Raw genomic sequence first — 3,983 nt, 5'->3', positions numbered from 1 at the left:
AGGCCGGCGCCGGCGGCCCCCAGCGCGCCGCCGGCGGCCAGCAGGCGGAGCAGGGCGCGGCGGTCGATCCCCTCGGCGCGCGCCCGCCCGTCGAGGAACTGGCGCAGCCGGCGGCGGTCGTAGAGCCTCTCGTCGATCGTCATGAGGTGGCATCCTCCGTCACTCGCGCCGGGCGCGCCATTGCGGCGCCTTAACGTCGTGTGAACTCTGCGCGGGGGTGAACGCTCAGGCGTTGGCGGCCCGTTGGGCCAGCCGCCGGGCCTCGGCGCGGGCGGCGACGGCGATCTCCGCCTCGTCGGCGGTGCGCAGCACGCCGTCCTCGACGATCGGCACCCCGTTGACCAGCGAGAGCGCGACCGGCGCCGGCGGGCCGAGGACCAGGGCCGCGACCGGGTCCTCGATGGTGGAGTGGCCCAGGCCGTCCAGCCGCCACAGCACCACGTCGGCCAGCCGGCCCGGCGTCAGCGAGCCGATCTCGTCCCGCCGGCCCAGCACCTCGGCGCCGCCGGCCGTGGCCAGCCGCAGCGCCTGGCGCGCTGTCAACGCCCGCTCGCGCCACGGGCCCAGGCGGTTGACCAGCACGGCGTTCCGCAGCTCGGTGTGCAGCTCGCCTGACTCGTTGGACGCCGTTCCGTCCACGCCGAGCCCCACCGGGACGCCGGCGGCCAGCAGGTCCGGCACCCGGGCGATGCCGGCGGCCAGCCGCGCGTTGGACGAGGGGCAGTGCGCCACGCCGGTGCCGGTGCGGGCGAAGGCCGCGATGTCGGCGTCGGACATGTGCACGCAGTGCGCCATCCAGACGTCGGGCCCGAGCCAGCCGGTGGCCTCGAAGTAGGCGGTCGGCCCCATCCCGAACCGCTCCCGGCAGAACGCCTCCTCCTCGACCGTCTCCGAGCCGTGGGTGTGCAGCCGCACCCCGAGCCGGCGGGCCAAAGCGGCCGACTCGCGCAGCAGTTCGGTGGTCACGGAGAACGGCGAGCAGGGCGCGACGACGATCCGCAGCATCGCGTCGGGGGCCGGGTCGTGGTGGGTGGCCACGGCCTCCTCGGTGGCGGCGAGGGCGGCCTCGGTGGTCTCCACGGCGAAGTCCGGGGGCAGCCCGCCGGCGGAGGCGCCCAGGTCCATCGAGCCACGCGCGGCCATAAAACGCACGCCCAGCTCGCGCGCCGCGCGCACCTCGGCGCCCAACAGGTCGCCCGCGCCCCGGGGGAAGACATAGTGGTGGTCGAACGCGGTGGTGACGCCGCCGCGCGCCATCATCGCCAGCGAGGCGCGGGCGGCCGTGCCCACCATGGCCTCGTCGATCCTGGACCAGACCGGGTAGAGCGCGACCAGCCAGTCGAAGAGGTTGGCGTCCTGGGCCAGGCCCCGGGTGAGCCACTGGTAGAAGTGGTGGTGCGTGTTGACCAGCCCGGGCGTGGCCAGGTGGCCGGTGGCGTCGAGCACCCGGGCGGCCCGGGCCCGGTGGGGCGCGGGGGCGGGTCCCGGGCCCACGGCGAGCAGCCGGTTGCCGGCGATCACCAGATGGCCGCTGGCGTGCTCGGTACCCGCGTCGTCCACGGTCGCGATCGCGCAGTTCTCGATCACCAACGACGGCTCTTCGGACGGCGGTTGCTCGGTCGGGGGGATGGCCATGGTGGGCGTCTCCGGGGGTCGTCAGAGGCGGGTGAGTTCGACGGGGATGCGCTGTTCGGCGCCCTCGCGCAGCACGGTGGCCTCGATCAGGCCGAACGGCCGGTCGGCCGCGTGGTAGACGGCGCCGTCGCCGGTCTCGTTGGCCACCCCGAACGGGCTGAGGTCGACCAGGAAGTGATGCTTGTTGGGCAGGGACAGTCGGATCTCCGCCACGCCGGGAAGCTGCTCGATCACGGCCGAGCCCATCGCGAACAGGGTCTGTTGCAGCGAGTACGAGTAGGTGCCGGCGAAGGCCGCCAACAGCCGCTGCCTGGCGGCGGCGTGGTCGGCGTTCCAGTCGGCGGCCGCGACGGCGGCTGGCTCCTCGGCGGTGTGCCGCCAGCAGGCGGTGACCTCGGTGGCCAGCACGCGGTCGGTGGTCTCCTCCAGGGTGGTGTAGGCGTCCCGGACGAAGCCGTGGAACTCGGAGTCCGTGGTGTTGAGCACGGTCAGCCCCGTCAGCCCGCTCAGCACCTCCAGGGCTCGGCCGTCGAAGGTGACCCGGGCGGTCCTGGTGTCCTGCCCGGCCCGCGCGAAGGAGTGGTCCCCCAGCCGCTCCCAGCGGTGCTCCGCCACGTCCACCACCGCGCCGCGCACGGTGGGTTGGGCGTCCACGAAGTGCCGCGCCAGCTCGGCGGCGAAGGACTCCGGGGAGGCGATCCCGCGCTCCCTGGCGAAGACGTAGACGGTGTTCTTGACGGTGTCGGTGGGCAGCACCGCCGCGTTGGAGCCGACGAGGTGCGCGTCGGCCATGTCCCCGGAGAGGGCCACCGAGACGGTGAGATCGGTCAGTTCGTGCCTCTCGCCCGCCCGCGCGACGCGCACCACGCGGGTCTGCGCCTTGCCGTACTGGTTCTGGCCGAGCACCGGCATGGGTCAGCTCCCTCGGTAGACGGAATAGCCGAACGGGTTGAGCAGCAGCGGGATGTGGTAGCGCTCGCCGGCGGTGACCGCGAAGGCGACCGTGGCCTCGGGGAAGAACGCGGTGCCGGTGCCGCCGCCGGTCAGATAGGGCTCGACGGCGAAGGTCAGCCGGGCGGCCACGGCGCCGCCGGGGAGCACGGGCAGGGCGGCGCAGCGCCCGTCGGCGTCCGTGCGCCCCTCGGCGTGCGGGTGCCAGCCCTCGGGCCCGTCACGCCGGGCGTCGCGGACGTCGAGCCGCACCGCGATCCCGGCGGCCGGTCGCCCGGCGCTGGTGTCCAGCACATGGGTGGAGACGGTGACGGGCGTCTCCACCAGGCGGGTCAGCCGCAGCCGGTTGATCTTCCCCAACTCCCGGCGCGCGACGGCCGCCTCGCGCTCGGGCGGGTGCTCCAGGCGGGCGCGCAGCGCGTCCCGCATCCGCTCCCCCGACAGGCCGGTGGCGCAGATGAGGAAGGTCCGGCCGAAGCGTTCCTGATAGGTGAGGTTGAGGTCGAGCAGCTCGGACCGCAGGGCCGCGTCGGCGTCGGCGAGGCCGCCCTGTTCGCGCGCGGAGGTCGGGTCGCCCGGCTTCGGCCGGCCGATCGGCGGGTGGCCGGCGACCGCCGCCTCGAACTCCTCGGCGGACAGCCCGTCCACCGCCGCGTCCTGGGCGGACAGCAGGGCGTCGGGATCGGCGAACGGGCGGGCGGACAGCACCCGTTCGCCCCAGTCCCGCGAGGCGCAGACGGCGTGCAGGGCGTGCCGGACGGCGCCGGCGCCGGCGTGGTTGAGCCAGGTCAACCCGGGATGGGCGGGCGAGGTCATCGGCCCAGCTAAGCGGCCGGGGCCCCCGGACGTCAACAGTTTGTTGAAGCGCGTGCCGTCACGCCACGTCCGGGCGCCGTCGGCTCAGTCGCCGCCGGCGCGGTTGAGGTAGTTGTAGACGGTGAAGCGGCTCACCCCGAGCGCGGCGGCCACCGTCTCCACGCCGTGCCGCAGGGCGAAGGCGCCGCGCTGTTCCAGGTTGCTGACGATCCGCTGCTTGGACCTGCGGTCCAGCTCGGCCAGCGGGCGGCCGTGGCGGCGGCGCAGGTCGTCCAGGATGTGGTCGAGGGAGTCCGAGAGCAGCGGCAGCCGCACGGCCGCGACGGTCGCGCCGTCCCAGCACAGCGGCACGTCGTCCTCGCCGGCCTGGAGCGGATCGACCAACTCGCCGCCTATGGCCGCCAACAGGGGACCGAGAGCGTTCAGAAAGCGCTCCTCCTCGGACTCCTCGGACTCCTCGGACTCCTCGGACTCCTCGGGCTCCCGGGGGGCGCCCGAGGCGCCGGGGAAGCCGCCCGGCGCGTACGGCTCGGGAGGGCGGCCCGGCCCGGCCGGCCGCCGTCGGCCCTCGCCCGCGCTCA

4 protein-coding genes are annotated in these 3,983 nt (G+C 75.0%); all 4 read right to left on the bottom strand.

What is annotated here, in order from left to right; translation table 11 throughout:
• Positions 1–225: 225 nt before the first annotated feature.
• The 4 genes from EBN88_RS28955 to EBN88_RS28940 all read right to left on the bottom strand — a co-directional run bounded on the left by EBN88_RS28955 (position 226) and on the right by EBN88_RS28940 (position 3,828).
• Entirely contained in the window at positions 226–1,635 is a 1,410-nt protein-coding gene (locus EBN88_RS28955; RefSeq protein ID WP_122399968.1) for an 8-oxoguanine deaminase, read from the bottom strand.
• 21 nt (positions 1,636–1,656) lie between these two features.
• A complete protein-coding gene (gene pucL / locus EBN88_RS28950; RefSeq protein WP_122399967.1) occupies positions 1,657–2,547 on the bottom strand; it encodes a factor-independent urate hydroxylase in 891 nt (296 codons plus the stop codon).
• Positions 2,548–2,550: 3 nt separating this feature from the next.
• Entirely contained in the window at positions 2,551–3,402 is an 852-nt protein-coding gene (gene uraD / locus EBN88_RS28945) for a 2-oxo-4-hydroxy-4-carboxy-5-ureidoimidazoline decarboxylase (RefSeq protein WP_122399966.1), read from the bottom strand.
• A gap of 84 nt (positions 3,403–3,486) precedes the next feature.
• A complete protein-coding gene (locus EBN88_RS28940; RefSeq protein WP_122399969.1) occupies positions 3,487–3,828 on the bottom strand; it encodes a helix-turn-helix domain-containing protein in 342 nt (113 codons plus the stop codon).
• Positions 3,829–3,983: the final 155 nt, after the last annotated feature.

Origin of the sequence: Streptomyces triticirhizae (genome assembly GCF_003696235.1) — a bacterium.
Classification (GTDB): domain Bacteria; phylum Actinomycetota; class Actinomycetes; order Streptomycetales; family Streptomycetaceae; genus Streptomyces; species Streptomyces triticirhizae.
Note: the sequence above shows the minus strand (reverse complement) of the source record. Positions and strands in the feature narration are given on the sequence as shown.